This window comes from Marinobacter sp. THAF197a, from assembly GCF_009363275.1.
Taxonomy (GTDB): domain Bacteria; phylum Pseudomonadota; class Gammaproteobacteria; order Pseudomonadales; family Oleiphilaceae; genus Marinobacter.
On the sequence record NZ_CP045324.1, the window covers coordinates 3,826,254 to 3,839,896 of the forward strand.

The 13,643-nt window shown below is 60.4% G+C and carries 11 protein-coding genes; 1 reads left to right on the forward strand and 10 read right to left on the reverse strand.

Annotated features, from left to right (window positions below; all coding sequences use genetic code 11):
* Positions 1-2 precede the first annotated feature (2 nt).
* From pstA to FIV08_RS17755, 3 genes are all read right to left on the reverse strand, one after another.
* A complete protein-coding gene (pstA, locus tag FIV08_RS17745; RefSeq protein ID WP_152439293.1) occupies positions 3-1,280 on the reverse strand; it encodes a phosphate ABC transporter permease PstA in 1,278 nt (425 codons plus the stop codon).
* Positions 1,273-2,661, reverse strand: a complete 1,389-nt coding sequence (gene pstC / locus FIV08_RS17750; protein ID WP_152439294.1) for a phosphate ABC transporter permease subunit PstC — start codon at positions 2,659-2,661, stop codon at positions 1,273-1,275. The genes pstA and pstC overlap by 8 nt, the downstream gene beginning before the upstream one ends.
* Before the next feature lie 143 nt (positions 2,662-2,804).
* Positions 2,805-3,854 carry a substrate-binding domain-containing protein gene (locus FIV08_RS17755; RefSeq protein ID WP_152439295.1) on the reverse strand — a complete coding sequence of 350 codons (1,050 nt, stop codon included), beginning with the start codon at positions 3,852-3,854 and terminating at the stop codon, positions 2,805-2,807.
* 191 nt (positions 3,855-4,045) lie between these two features.
* On the opposite strand from FIV08_RS17755, the gene FIV08_RS17760 reads away from it, so the two are divergent.
* Positions 4,046-4,450 (forward strand): acyl-CoA thioesterase, encoded by a 405-nt coding sequence (locus FIV08_RS17760; RefSeq protein WP_138435952.1) that lies wholly within the window; start codon positions 4,046-4,048, stop codon positions 4,448-4,450.
* A 54-nt stretch (positions 4,451-4,504) separates the two neighbouring features.
* Here FIV08_RS17760 and FIV08_RS17765 read toward each other — a convergent pair whose 3' ends face one another.
* The 7 genes from FIV08_RS17765 to FIV08_RS17795 all read right to left on the reverse strand — a co-directional run bounded on the left by FIV08_RS17765 (position 4,505) and on the right by FIV08_RS17795 (position 13,638).
* Positions 4,505-5,506, reverse strand: a complete 1,002-nt coding sequence (locus FIV08_RS17765; RefSeq protein WP_152439296.1) for a dihydroorotate dehydrogenase-like protein — start codon at positions 5,504-5,506, stop codon at positions 4,505-4,507.
* A complete protein-coding gene (gene nifJ, locus FIV08_RS17770) occupies positions 5,499-9,095 on the reverse strand; it encodes a pyruvate:ferredoxin (flavodoxin) oxidoreductase (RefSeq protein WP_152439297.1) in 3,597 nt (1,198 codons plus the stop codon). The genes FIV08_RS17765 and nifJ overlap by 8 nt, the downstream gene beginning before the upstream one ends.
* A gap of 82 nt (positions 9,096-9,177) precedes the next feature.
* Positions 9,178-10,269, reverse strand: coding sequence for a tRNA-queuosine alpha-mannosyltransferase domain-containing protein (locus FIV08_RS17775; protein ID WP_152439298.1), 1,092 nt, complete (start codon positions 10,267-10,269; stop codon positions 9,178-9,180).
* A gap of 43 nt (positions 10,270-10,312) precedes the next feature.
* Positions 10,313-11,488, reverse strand: coding sequence for an MFS transporter (locus FIV08_RS17780; RefSeq protein WP_152439299.1), 1,176 nt, complete (start codon positions 11,486-11,488; stop codon positions 10,313-10,315).
* 78 nt (positions 11,489-11,566) lie between these two features.
* On the reverse strand, positions 11,567-12,364 hold the full coding sequence (locus FIV08_RS17785) for an ABC transporter permease (protein WP_152439300.1): 798 nt from the start codon (positions 12,362-12,364) through the stop codon (positions 11,567-11,569).
* On the reverse strand, positions 12,351-12,959 hold the full coding sequence (locus tag FIV08_RS17790; RefSeq protein ID WP_152439301.1) for an ABC transporter ATP-binding protein: 609 nt from the start codon (positions 12,957-12,959) through the stop codon (positions 12,351-12,353). Before FIV08_RS17790 ends, FIV08_RS17785 begins: the two co-directional genes overlap by 14 nt.
* A gap of 7 nt (positions 12,960-12,966) precedes the next feature.
* Positions 12,967-13,638 carry an SDR family oxidoreductase gene (locus tag FIV08_RS17795; RefSeq protein ID WP_152439302.1) on the reverse strand — a complete coding sequence of 224 codons (672 nt, stop codon included), beginning with the start codon at positions 13,636-13,638 and terminating at the stop codon, positions 12,967-12,969.
* Between the last annotated feature and the right edge of the window lie 5 nt (positions 13,639-13,643).

A 13,643-nucleotide genomic window follows, 5' to 3' on the forward strand; every position in this document is an offset into this window, starting at 1 on the left:
CCTTACCACCGGCGCTCAAGACGTTTACGCAGCCAAATGGCCAGTGCATTCATACTGATCATGAAGGTCAGCAGGATCATGATGCCCGCTGACGCCAATTCGATAAAACCCTGTTCCGCGCTGCTGGCCCACAGATAGATCTGTACCGGCAGTACCGTGGCGGAGCTGAAGAAGCCGTCCGGAATTTCCACGATAAATGCGACCATCCCGATCAGCAGCAACGGGGCGGTTTCACCCAACGCCTGCGCCATACCGATGATGGAGCCGGTCATCATGCCTGGCATCGCCAGGGGTACCACGTGGTGCATCACCACCTGCATTTTGGAGGCACCGATGCCCTCAGCTGCCTCGCGAATGGAGGGCGGCACACTCTTGATGGCGGCGCGGCTGGAGATGATGATGGTAGGCAAAGTCATCAATGCCAGCACCAAACCACCCACCACCGGCACCGAACGGGGCATGCCAAACAACCCGATGAACACCGCCAGGCCCAGCAGACCGAAGATGATCGACGGCACCGCCGCCAGGTTGTTGATGTTCACCTCGATGAAGTCGGTCAGCTTGTTCTGGGGCGCGAACTCTTCCAGATAGACCGCTGCGGCCACCCCGACAGGGAAGGCAATCAGCAGGGTCACCACCATGGTCAGCAATGAACCGATAATAGCGCCCAGAATACCGGCGTTAGACGGCTCCCGGGAATCGCCGGACTGGAAAAACACATCGTTGAAAGCGGTTTGAATAACACCACGTTCCACCAGGTAATCCACCCACTCGATCTGCTGGTCAGACAAGCGAACGCTGTAGTTGTCATTGTCCGCATGCTTCACATACACCGATACGCGGTCATGGGCCAGAAAGGTCAGGGTCTGGGTAGTGCCCAGCAGTTCCGGCTGACTGCGCAACAAGTCACGAATCTGGCTGGAACCGTAACTGCCCACCAGTCGGCTGAGCTCGCGCTGGGCGGCACGGTCCTCAACGCCTGGAATCAGGTCCCCGAGGGCGATGATGATCGGCGCATTGAAATCGGCCATGGAACGCTGGTCTGCATCGGTAGGATCGTCCAGATACATGGCTTCACCATCCAGATGCACATCCAGCGTAATGGTGGTTTTGATAAACCCGGTGTAGCCCTTGCCAATGATATCGGCAAACAGGATCACCAGGGCCGACAGGGCGATGGCAATGGCCAACATACCGTAGGCGCGGAACCGCCGTTCCTTGCGATACCGGCGTTTCAGGGACTGGCGGACAATCTCCGCCTGGGAGCGTTGATCAGTCATACTGTTCCCTATATTTACGCACAATCTTGAGAGCAATCACGTTCAGAATCAGTGTCACCACGAACAGCATCATGCCCAGGGCAAACGCTGCCAGGGTCTTGGCGCTGTCAAATTCCTGGTCGCCGGTCAGCAGGGTGACAATCTGTACGGTGACGGTAGTGACAGAATCCAGCGGGTTGGCGGTGAGATTAGCCGCCAGGCCCGCGGCCATCACCACAATCATGGTTTCACCGATGGCCCGGGAAGCTGCCAGAAGAATGCCACCCATAATACCGGGCAACGCCGCCGGGAAGATCACCTGTTTCATGGTTTCAGACTGGGTGGCGCCAAGGGCCAGAGAGCCATCGCGCAGGGTCTGGGGCACCGCATTGATCACGTCGTCAGACAACGAGGACACGAACGGGATAATCATCACACCCATCACCAGGCCAGCCGCCAGGGCGCTCTGGGATGAAGCATTGAGGCCTACGGTCTCGGCCAGGTCCCGGATAAACGGCGCCACGGTCAAGGCGGCGAAGAAGCCGTAAACCACTGTCGGAATACCCGCCAGCATTTCCATCAGCGGCTTGATCACAGAGCGGGCCTTTTTACCGGCGTATTCGGAAAGGAAGACCGCCGACAGCAAACCAACCGGCACGGCCACAATCAATGCAATGGCGGAAATCAACAGCGTACCGGTAAACAGCGGAATCATGCCGAAGGAACCGTCTGCACCTATCTGATCGGCGCGCAGCGCAGTCTGGGGACTCCAGTTTGCACCCAGGAAGAATTCCCAGAAAGGCACCTTGCCAAAGAACCGGATGGTCTCGAAGATCACCGAAAAAATGATGCCCACCGTCGTCATAACAGCTACTGCGGCGCACACAAAGAAGATTCTCCGCAGAGTGGTTTCAACACTCTCACGGGCGTTGATATGAGGCGCTACCCGGAACCAGGCAACAACAGCGCCCAGCACCGCAATCAACAGGACCAGAATCGTTTTAAAGTTCTTGCTCTGGTCTCGCAGCGTCTCCAGTAACGACGCGGCACCCGCAATATGCTCCGGTACGAACTCCGGGTTGAGTTTGCCCGCCGCGACATTGCCGATCTGGGAGACTACCAGGCTGGCCTGTCCGGCCGACTGGGGCATGGCCTCCGGAGGCAGGGACCCGATCACAATGTTCTGGATAACCTTGCCTTCAAAGCCCGCCCACAAACCGAGCGTAATCAGCGCGGGAATTCCGCACCACAGTGCTGCCCGTGCAGCATAGTAAAACGGCAGTGATTTGAGATTGCGTATACCACCGAGAGGCTCCGCCACGGCGCGCGACCGCATGTAGGCAAGGCTGTACGCCACCACTGCGAGCACCAGAACGATAGGCAACAAATTGGCCGATTGCATAACTGTCTCTTTCCTGGAAGGGTTTCAAGCTGACCTATTGTGCCAGCAAACCCGAAGGATCTTTACTGAATACAACAAAGGAACGCAGCCTGCCGGCTGCGTTCCTCTCTTTTCCGATCATCCTTGATCTGCCGCCGTAACGCTTACAGCTCGTTACCGGTCATGGTTTTCAGGGCCTTGGCATCCTTGGCCGCCTGCATGCGCACATTACGCGGGTTCGGGATCAGGCCTACGTCTACCAGATAGCCGTTGTCACCCCAGGCGCCTTCGCTGGTGAATTCGTTGACGTATTCCTGGATACCCGGAACCACACCCACGTGGGCTTTCTTCACGTAGAAGTACATTGAACGGGCAACCGGGTAGCTGTCATCACCGATGGTGTCCTGGGAAGGAGCTACGCCATCAACATTGGCAACCTGCAGCTGGTTACGGTTTTCTTCGTAGAAGCTGAAGCCGAACACACCGTAGATGCCGTTGTCACGCAGCAGGCGCTGAACGATCAGGTTATCGTTCTCACCGGCTTCGATGAAGGCACCGTCTTCACGGATGTTGTGGCAGATGGCGCGCATGTCGCCCTTGCTCTTGGACTTGATCCAGTCGTACTTCTTACAGCCACCTTCCATTGCGATTTCCACGAAGGCATCACGGGTACCGGAAGTAGGAGGCGGGCCCATAACACTGATGGCGATGTTGGGCAGGCCAGAGCTGATATCGCTCCACTTCTTGTATGGGTTCGGCACCAGGTTCTCGCCACCGTTCGGATTCGGAACGTCCTTGGCCAGAGCCAGGAACAGCTGCTGCAGAGACAGGTTCAGTTCCGGCGCATCGTTGCCAGCGGCAATTACAATACCGTCGCTACCAATACGCACCTCAGTGATATCCTTCACGCCGTTATTCTGGCAGTCCTGGAACTCACTGGTCTTCATGCGACGTGAAGCATTGGTGATGTCCGGGTGCTGGGTGCCAACACCGGCGCAGAACAGCTTCAGACCACCGCCGGAACCGGTAGATTCCAGTTTCGGGGTCGGGAAGTCGGTGTTACGACCAAAACGCTCGGCAACCACAGTGGCGAACGGGTAAACCGTGGAAGAACCCACGATGTTTACGGTATCACGGGCCATGGCCGGGGTAGATACCGCCGCAATGCTGCCAGCCAGGGCAACAGAGGCAAGAGCTGCTTTCAGTTTCATCACGTTGAGTCTCCAATATCGGTGGACGTTGTGTATGGATCTGCTTTACCGATGAGTGCATCCTAAGGAGTGTCTGTGACAACTTTGTTACAGCATTTGAAATATAGACGTCATTGTTCAAATTTTCTTGCAGCACGCCGCCAGCCCGTTACCATGCAGGGAAAACAACTCATAAGTATCTACAGGCGACTCCCATGACTGCATACGATGACGACAAACCCAAACCCCGCGGGGAACTCACCCTGCAAGTGGTGCCCCTGCCCTCAGACACCAACCCCAACGGCGATGTGTTCGCCGGGTGGCTGGTGAAACAGATGGACATAGCCGCCGCCACCATGGCCGGGCGTATTTCCCAGGGCCGCAATGCCACCGTGGCTATGGACCGGATGGAATTTCTCTCACCTTTGCGGGTGGGTTCCCAGGTGGGCTGTTATTGCGAGCTGGTGGATATTGGCCGCAGCTCGATGAAAATCAATGTGGAGGTGTGGACCCTCGATCGCGCCTCGAAAACCCCGCGCAAGGTCACAGAAGGCCTGTTCGTGTACGTCGCGATCGATGAGCACGGCCGGATTCGGGAAGTACCAGACCAGGCTCGCTAAGCGTTTCCGCTTCAGGGCCGGGATGATGCCCGGCCCGCTCCTTTGAGTACCCGACTACCGGGACGACTCCCATCCGTGCAATAACCGGGCATAGTTCAGTCGCTCCCAGGTGCCGGCATCCGGCGCGTTATCCATAGACAAAGCGCCTCTGGCCTCCTCCAGGGATTGATAGCCTATACTGGCCAGCCGCGTGGTCAGTTCACCGGCCAGCCGTTCGAAAGCCGCGGGGCCGTGTTGAAGCACCGTCGATACCAGCTGCACCACCGTGGCACCGGAGAGTATGGCCTTGGCGGCATCGTCACCGGTATGCACGCCGCCAGACGCTGCCATGTCCATGCCGGTGCGGTTATACAGCCTGGCCATGGCGTGCAGTCGCAATGGCAGCTCAGCACTGGTTGAAAGAACCACCTCCCGGCTCAACGCCAGCTGCTCCAGATCGATATCCGGTTGATAGAACCGGTTGAACAGCACCAGGCCCCTGGCCCCCGCCGCTTCAACGCCCGCCACAAACGCCGGCAATGCCGAGTAGAAAGGCGAGAGTTTAACGCTGACCGGCACCGACACCTGTTCCACGACAGAGCGAATCACCACCAGCTGGCGCTGTTCCAGAGTATCGGCGGTATCACCCGCATCAGTGGCCAGGTCGTAAAGGTTAAGCTCGATGGCATCAGCGCCGGCCTGCTCAAGTTCCGTGGCATGCTGGGTCCAGCCACCGGGGGAAATGCCGTTGAGGGAGGCAATCACCGGCACGCCCAGCTCCGCTTTCAGCTGCTGCAATCGTTGCAGGTAACTGCCGGAGCCCATCTCGAAGATCTCGGATTCCGGGAAAAACGAGCGGGCTTCAGCATCCATGTTGATACGGGAATCGATAAACTTGTGCGCGGCCATCTGCTCGGCCACCAGCTGCTCTTCAAACAGCGAGTGCATCACCACCGCCCCGGCTCCGGCCCGCACGCAGGCCTTAAGGGTATCCAGCTCATCGGTCAGCGGGCTCGCGCCCAGCACCAGGGGCGACTTCAGCTCCAGGCCCAGCCAGCGGGTTGTCAGGTCAGTCATGGTTGCCTCCATCCCTGGCGGGCTTCTCATTCCCGGCATCATGGGGTTCAAAATGAATACCCGCCAGCTGCATATACAGCTCCCGTTGTTCTTTCGCGGCATCACTGGCGGCAGCGACCAGCTGTTCGTAGCGCTGTGGGTCCCGCAATTCCAGCATCCGGAACCGGGCCTCCTCCTGCATGTAGGCTTTCATCGGTACTTTCTGGCGCACGGAATCCAGTTGCAATGGCGGCAGGCCTTCCTCGATCCGCCTTGGATCAAACCGGTACAGTGGCCAGGCCCAGCTGTCCACCGCCCGCTTCTGCTGGGCCGGAGAGTGCACCAGGTCGTAGCCGTGGGCAATGCAGGGGCTGTGGGCAATGATCAGCGCCGGGCCGTCAAAGCTTTCGGCTTCCTGCAGTGCCTTGGTGGCCTGGTTGCTGTGGGACTGCATGGCAATCTGGGCCACGTACACGTGGCCATAACTCATGGCCAGCAGGCCCAGGTCTTTCTTGCGGGTTTCCTTGCCGGCGGCGGCGAACTTGGCCACAGCGCCCATGGGCGTGGCCTTGGATTGCTGGCCACCGGTGTTGGAATAGACTTCCGTATCCAGCACCAGCAACTTGATGTTCTGGCCGGAAGCCAGGGCATGGTCCAGCCCGCCGTAGCCAATGTCGTAGGCCCAGCCGTCGCCACCAATCACCCAGACGCTCTTGGGACAAAGCTCATCCGCCAGGTTACCCAGCTCCTGCGCTTCGGAGCCTTGTTGGCCTACAAGCCAGTTACGCAGTTGCGCGACGGCTTCGCGCCGGGCCGCCATGGCGCTCTCGTCGAGAGTGACACAGGGGCCGGTCAGGGCCTGGTAGAGTTCAACAGGGAGCTGCGCTTTCATGTCTTCCAGCAATTGCCGGGCCCGGCCAGCCAGTTTGCTCAGCCCCATGCGCATACCCAGGCCCAGCTCCGCGGCATCCTCGAACAACGAGTTGTTCCAGGTAGGTCCCCGGCCATCGGCATTCACCGTGTAAGGCGTGGTGGGCAGGTTGCCGCCGTAGATCGAGGAGCAGCCGGTGGCGTTGGCAATCATCAGCCGGTCGCCCAGCAACTGGGTGAGCAATCGGATGTAAGGGGTTTCACCGCAGCCGGCACAGGCCCCCGAATACTCGAACAGGGGAATCAGTAACGGTAGGGATTTGAAGTCCCGGGGAATTCGGTCCCGAGGTACGTCCGGCAGGCTGCGCAGGAATGCCAGATTATGGGCCTCATCTTCCACATGCTCCTCAACGGGGCGCATGTTGATGGCCTTGCGCTTGGGCTGGGTGCGGTCTTTGGCCGGGCAGACTTCCACACACAAGCCGCAGCCGGTGCAATCCTCCGGGGCTACCTGAACCCGGTAGTCCAGCCCTTCCAGCTCGGGGGTGTGGGTTTCCGGTACCGCGCTGAAGCTTTCGGGGGCATCTTTCGCGCTGTCCGGCTCAAACACTTTGCTGATGATCGCCGTGTGGGGGCAGATCATGGTGCAGAAATTACACTGCACACACAGGTCCGATTCCCAGATCGGGATCTCCTGGGCAATGCTGCGTTTTTCATACTGGCTGGTGCCAGTGGGCCAGGTGCCATCCACCGGGAAGGCGCTGACCGGCAGTTTATCGCCCTGGCCATCCATCAGCAGCCGGGTAACTTTCTGGACAAAGTCCGGGGCATTTTCCGGCACTCTCGGGGGCCGGGTCCGGGAAGCCGTTACGGCAACGGGCACCGGCACTTCGTGGAGGTTGTCCAGGGCGGAATCCACTGCTTCCACATTACGCCGCACCACCTCCGGCCCGCGCCGGCCCCAGGTCTGGCTAATGGATTCCTTGATATGGTTTATGGCCTCGTCACGGGGCAGGATATCGGCCAGGGCAAAGAAGCACACCTGCATCACCGTGTTGATTCGCCGGTCCAGCCCGGCCTGTTCGGCTACGCTGGCGGCGTCGATCACGAACAATCTGGCTTTGCGCTCCACCAGCACCCGTTGAGCTTCCACCGACAATTGTTCCCAGCTCTGCTCCGCTGGCCAGGGCACATTCAAGAGCACCGTCGCCCCGGGCGCAGCGTGTTCCAGCACATCGAACTTCTCCAGAAACTGCGGCGCGTGCACCGCGACAAACTGGGCCTGATGAATCTGGTAACTGGAACGAATGGGATGCGGCCCGAAGCGCAGGTGGGAGACGGTGGTGGCACCGGATTTCTTGGAATCGTAAACAAAGTGCCCCTGGGCGAACAGGTCGGTGCCCTCGCCCAGAATCTTGATACTGGCCTTGTTGCTGCTGACGGTGCCATCGGCACCGAGGCCAAAAAACAGCGCCCGCCGGGTGTCTGGGGATTCAATATCCAGCTCGCTGTCCACGTCGAGGGACAGGTGGGTAACATCATCCCGCACCCCGACGGTAAAGCGGGTTTTTGGTGCCGGCTCCTGCAGTTGCTCAAACACCGCGCAGACCATAGCCGGGGTGAACTCCCGGGAGGACAAGCCATAACGCCCGCCGATCACACGGGGCAGATGGGGCCGATCACCCCGGCTGAATGCTTCCATCATGGCGCCGCTGACTTCCAGCAGCAGTGGCTCGCCCTGGGCGCCGGGCTCCTTGGTTCTGTCCAGTACCGCCAACTGCTTCACGGTATCTGGTAACGCCTCGAGGAAGCGCTCGGTGGCGAAGGGCCGGAACAGGCGCACCTTGAGCACGCCCACTTTCTCGCCCTTTGCCAGCAACCATTCGACGGTTTCATGGGCACACTCGGCGCCAGATCCCATCAGGATGATGACCCGCTCGGCCTGCGGGTGCCCGACATAGTCAAACAACCTGTACTGCCGGCCGGTGATGTCGGCAAAGCGGGACATCACCGCCTCCAGATGCTCCGGGAAGGCTTGATAAAACCGGTTGGCCGCTTCCCGGGACTGAAAAAAGGCGTCGGGATTCTGTGAGGTGCCCCGCAGCACCGGGTGGTCTGGCGTCATCCGGCGGTTACGATGTGCCTCGATGCCCTGATAAGGCACCAATCCTTTCAGTTCATCATCGCTGAGCGGAACAATCTTGGCGATTTCATGGGAGGTACGAAAGCCGTCGAAAAAGTGCATCACCGGTACCCGGCTTTCCAGCGTGACTGCGTGACCAATCGCGGCCATGTCCTGGGCTTCCTGCACTGAGCCAGAGGCCAGCAGGGCGAAGCCGGTGCCCCGGGCACTCATGACATCGGAGTGGTCACAAAAGATCGACAAGGCGTGGGTGGCCAGGCTGCGGGCGGCCACGTGCATGCAAAACGGCGTCAGCTCGCCGGCAATCTTGTACAGGTTGGGCAGCATCAGCAGCAGGCCCTGGGAGGCAGTGAACGTAGTCACCAGTGAGCCCGCCTGCAAAGCGCCGTGCATGGCGCCGGCCGCGCCGGCTTCGGACTGCATTTCCACCACACCCGGTACCTGGCCCCAAACGTTGGGTTTGCCCAGAGCCGCCCAGTCGTCGGCATGCTCCCCCATGACAGAGGCCGGAGTAATCGGGTAGATGGCGATGGTTTCACTCAACCGATAGGCCACTGAGGCAACGGCTTCATTGCCGTCGAGGGTGCGGAACTCCATGGATACCATCCTTGTTGAAACGGCGGGATAATATCCAGTCTAGGCAGGGCCTGTGAGGCCCGCAAGTTGGCGCCAGACCAACCTAACGGCCAGCTATCAGGTCACCCAGCAGCGCCCGGTAACGCCCCGCCAACCGAGACGCCCGCCAGGCATCAGGGGAAGCAGAAGCGGGTTTATCCATCATGATCTGTTCCAGGCAGCTAACGGCAGCCCTGGCTTCCGCTTCCGGGCTCGATTCATCACTCCGGTAACGACAAGGCTCGGGCACATATTCCCGGTACGCCAGCCGGTCCGGCACCAGGGCCACACAGCCCGACGCCATAGCTTCCAGCACCGCCAGGCCCTGGAAGTCGTGCAAGGCTGTGGACAAAACAACGTCTGCCTCGCGCAGCAACCGGTCGTACTCATCGCGACTGTCCATAAAACCCCAGTGCTCGATGTAACCGGCAAATTGCTGGTGGATCCGGTCAAATGCCTCCGGATAACGGCGGAAGCCCTCCCCCACCACACTCAAACGAAAGGGCATGGACCGGCCCGCCAGCGCTTGTAAAAACGCCAGCAAGCGATCTGGCCCCTTATCGTATTCCCATCGATGGTTCCAGAGCAGATGTGGGCACCGCCAGTTCAACGCGCGCCCCTGGTCGACAAACAGGCGGTCTTCAATCGGCACAGGCAGCACCCGGGATTTCTCTGTTAATGCCTGCACCACCCCCGGCGGCACCGCATCGGGCATTTTGTCCAGTAAGGCGTCAACGCCCCGCAAGAAACTGTCCCGGTTCCAGGCGCTGTTGAACGCCACCGCGTCTGCCGCCAGCGCGCTGTATAGATTCACCATCTGCGGCTCCAGCCGACCCTGCTGCTGTTCGCTCACCGGGAAGGCAAACTGGTTTTCATGCATGTAGAGCAGGCACGGAGTGGTTACCAGCTGGGGATGCAGGCCCCGCAGGGTGGCCAGATCCACCATGGACGTGGCGATTATCAGGTCCCAGGGTTGTGACAGGCATGGCTCGGCCAGCCAGCTTACCGGGTTACCGCGAATGCGCCACTGGAAGAACCGGGGAGGAAGCGTCAGGGTCTGCCAGTGATAGTCGGGACACATCGCCACCAGCTGGTTCCGCCAGCGCCGGTGGCTGGCGGCGTCATAGGCGGATAACAGAAGAATTCGCGGGTTCATGGCGGTCCATTACAGATGGGGCGGCTGGAATCGGGCTATTGTATCAGGCTGGCGCCTTGCCTCGGCCCAGCGACAGCAATCCGAACACCGGGCCCGGCAGCAACAGTAACGCCACCCACACACCCCAGGGGCTCCAGAGCCCGCTGGTGATCCAGATAGCGGGCAGCGTCAGACCAAACCCTACGGCATTCATCACCGCCAGTGAGGAACCAACCGTTTCTTTCGGTGCGGTAGCCGCCGCCAGAGCCGAGAACTGGGGCGAATCCGCCACCACGGCAATGCCCCAGATCATCAGTAACGCGATCAGCAGTGTTGGCGACAGGCCGTTCAACCAGGGGTACAGCAGGCACAGCGCCCCGGAGACCATCAGCGCCCGCCGCGCCACCCACTCACTGCCCCGGGTTCGACTGAGCCGGCCACCGCCGATACAGCCGGCCGCGCCGATACCGATGACCGCGAACGATAGCCAGGGCACCAGCGCCTCACCCTGCCCCAGGCGGTTTAACTCCCGGGCAATCAGTAACGGCACCAGAGTCCAGAACGCATAGAGCTCCCACATGTGGCCAAAGTAACCGCCGGCGACCGCCCGGAACCGGGGAATTCGCAGGGCGGCCAGCCCTTGGCTAATCGGCAACCCGCCATTGGCTTTGGGCAGGTGCGGTCCATCGCCGAGCAGGAACACCAGCAAACCGCCGGCCAGCGCCAGAACCGACGCCGCCAGCAACGGCCATTCCCACGGTAGGCCCAGCGTAGCACCCCGCATCAGATGAGGCAGTGCAGTCCCCAGCGTGAGCATGCCCACCAGCCACGCCAAAGCGGCGCCTGCGTGCTTGGGCGTCCAGGCAATGACCAGCTTCATGCCCAGGGGGTAGATACCAGCCAGGCACAGACCAGTGGCGAATCGCAACAGGCTGTCCACCGGAAACACCCCCGCAACCAGTACAAAACCGGCATTGGCCAGGGCGCCCAGCACACTGGAAACCAGAAAAATACGACTGGCGCCAAAACGGTCGGCCAGCCCGGTTACCGCCAGGGTCAGCGTACCGACAATAAAACCGGCCTGAACCGAGAGGGTAAGCCGGCCCAGATCCGATTCCGCCAGCCCCAGCTCACCAGCCAGTGACAACCACACCCCGTTGATGCTGAACCAGAGGGACGTGCCAAACAGTTGTGCCAGCACAATCACTGGCAGTGGATAACGTTGCAGTAGGCCGATCATCTTGTTGTCTTTGTTGCTGGTGAAGCCCCAAGCCTAGCCCCAAAGCCGCTCGGGTACCCATGCTACTTTGGTGCCCGGTCAGGGTTCTATCAAACGATCCAGCCGCAACCGCTCTCGTTCATCGAACAGCCGGCGACCACCCCAACCCACCGCCATCACCGCCCCAAAACCAGTACCGGCGGTGATGATCAGCATTACAAGAATCTGGTATTTCACCGCCACCGCCGGTGGGCTGCCCGCCAGAATCTGACCGGTCATCATGCCCGGCAGGCTGACAATCCCGGCCGCGGCCATGGCGTTGATGGACGGCATCATGCCACTGCGCATGGCTTCCCGGCGGATATCTTCCAGTGCCTGTTGCCAGGTCTGTCCCAACATCAGCCGGTTCTCGATCACCGCCCGTTGGCGCCATACCGAGTCATTAAGGCGATCCAGGGCCAGGCTAACCCCGGTCATGGTGTTGCCCAGCATCATCCCCAACAGCGGAATGGCGTACTGGGGCGCATACCAGGGGTCGGGGCCAATCACCACGGTCAGCGCGAGTACGGTCACGGTAAAAGACGACACAAACATGGCTCCGGTACCGATGCCAAACGCCCACCAGCCACGCAGGCGCCGGCCCTGTCGCGCCACCACCTCCCGACCCGCCACCAACAGCATGATCAACGCCAGCAGGGCAATCCAGTAGAACGCCGAAGAGGCAAAGAGCGCTTCCAGCACCAGCCCGATCAGGGCCAGTTGGATGACCGTGCGAACGGTGGCAATCAACAGACTGCGGGACACACCCAGCCGGGCCATATGACTGGTTAATGCCAAGGCCAGGATCAGCAGCGCCGCCAGCCCCAGCTTCCACCAGGCCAGATCAATCACTTCCATGTTCGGGCTCCAGTGCCGTTCCGCGAATCCGATAGTGGGCATCCGCCACGCGGTGAATCTGGGCGGGGTCGTGGGCTACCCATAAAGTTGCAATCTGCTGGCGTTGAATCTCGTCCAGCAGCCAGTTTTCGATGTTGAGGGTGCTGTCGCCATCAAGATTAGCCGTCGGCTCATCCAGCAACAGCGTCTGTGGCTCCAGGGCCAAAGCCCGCCAAAGCGCCAGCCGCTGCCGCTCACCGGATGACAACCGGCTGACCGACCAGCCCATCACGTCCGCAGGGAACCCCAAAGCGGCAGGCAAACGCTCACCTGCCCCTTTGGGAAAGTGGGCACTTACCTCGTCAAACCACCACTGGCTGTCCGCCGGCACCATCACCACCTGACGTCGCCATTGATGGGCCGGCACCGCACCCTGGCTGGTGCCATTCAGGGAAATCTCTCCATCGTGGGGTTCCAGGTCTGCCACTGCCCGCAATAACCGGCTTTTACCGCTGCCGGATGGCCCGGACAAACAGACTACCCGGCCAGCGGGTACTGCCAGTGACACGCCGGTAAGGGCACCAACGCCGACCTGATCCAGCAACAACCCTGTCAAAATCGGCTCACCAGGGCAGTTCCTCGCCGTTGCTGTGCCAGAACGAACCGGTGTTCTCCAGACTCAGGTTGGCAATCCGCTCGGCCAGTCCTTTGGCGGACTCTTCCGGAGTGATCAAACCACCAAAATTCACCATTCGGGTCTTCACATAACCCGGGTGCAACTGAGCCACCGCAATGCCCCTGGGTTTGAGGTCCACGGCTAGTGATTTACCGAAGGCATTGAGGGCCGCCTTGGAGGCGCGATAGCCGTAGCGGCCGCCGGAGTCGTTGTCGGCAATGGAACCCATGCGGCTGGTGATGTTGGCGATCTTGCCGCCTTCACGAATTTGCGGCACCAGGGCTTCGGTGACCCTCAGGGGTGCGTAGGCGTTGATTTCCATCTGGGTGCGGATGGAATCGAAATCGATGTTACCCAGTTGCTCATCCTGCAACAGCCCGGCGTTATTGATCAGCAGGCTGATGGACTTGCCCACAAGCGCCGACGTGAGTTTCTCAATACCGGCATCGGTGGTGACATCCACCCCTTCAATAACCTGCTTGGCCACTTCTGACAGTTCATCCGAGGACTGCCTGCACACCCCGATCACTTCGCAGCCCTGCCCCGCATAATGCCGGGCGAGCTCCAGGCCAATGCCTCGGTTGGCACCGGTAATCACAACCACTTGGGGTTCAGACATAACAC